The 1,091-nt window shown below is 40.5% G+C and carries 1 protein-coding gene; it reads left to right on the top strand.

The features are described from left to right. A partial coding sequence (gene gap / locus ACMUOY_RS20085) for a type I glyceraldehyde-3-phosphate dehydrogenase (protein WP_413894504.1) occupies positions 1-945 on the top strand: 945 nt, incomplete at its 5' end. Positions 946-1,091 lie beyond the last annotated feature (146 nt).

Here is a 1,091-nt window from a genome sequence, read left to right as displayed (position 1 = left end):
ACTGATGCATCTTATTTTGCTTATCAGCTTAAATATGACTCCATTCATGGAAAGTTTAAGGGTGCGCTTTCAACACAGAAAAGCGATTCTTCACTTGAAGCAGATGATATACTCGTTGTAGATGGCAATAAGATAAAATGTCTGGCTGCCCCAAAAGAAGGTCCTGCGAAGCTGCCTTGGGCTGAAATGGGTGTAGAGTATGTCATAGAGTCTACAGGACTTTTTACCGAATCTGAAAAGGCAAAGGCTCATCTTTCAGCTGGTGCTAAAAAAGTTATAATAACAGCTCCGGGTAAGGGTGATGTAAAGACCATTGTAATGGGAGTAAACGAAAATGAGTATAATCCTTCGTTACATCATATAGTTTCCAATGCATCATGTACTACCAACTGTCTGGCTCCTTTGGTTCATGTTATCATGAAAGAAGGAATCGGCATAGAAACAGGTCTTATGACAACGATTCATTCGTATACAGCTACTCAGAAGACGGTGGACGGACCTTCCAAAAAAGACTGGAGAGGCGGAAGAGCGGCAGCTATCAATATAATTCCTTCAACAACAGGTGCTGCAAAGGCTGTGGGAGAAGTAATTCCGGCAGTCAAGGGAAAACTTACCGGTATGTCCTTCAGAGTTCCTACACCGGATGTTTCTGTAGTTGATCTTACATTCAGAGCAGCACGAGACAGTTCAATAGAAGAGATAGACAGTTTACTGAAAAAAGCATCAAAGACTTATCTTGAGAATTATCTGGGAGTTGCCGACGAAGAAGTGGTATCGACCGACTTCATTCACGACAACAGATCGTCTATATACGACTCTCTCGCTACTTTACAGAATAATCTTAAGGGTGAAAAAAGATTCTTTAAAGTGGTTTCATGGTACGATAATGAATGGGGATACTCCAACAGAGTTGTGGATCTTCTTAAGTATATGGCGCAGAAGTAATAAGTTCATAAAATCAAAAGCAGCGTTTAAACGCTGCTTTTTTCTGTTTCTTTCTTGTATAGTATTTTTTCTTTGTACATCTGAGAATCAGCTTGGTTGACAAATTCATCTATCGTTTGTTCTCCGCTGTAGGTGGCTGTTCCGTG

This window comes from Candidatus Skiveiella danica, from assembly GCF_022705245.1.
Lineage (GTDB): Bacteria > Pseudomonadota > Gammaproteobacteria > Burkholderiales > Burkholderiaceae_C > Skiveiella > Skiveiella danica.
Note: the sequence above shows the minus strand (reverse complement) of the source record. Positions and strands in the feature narration are given on the sequence as shown.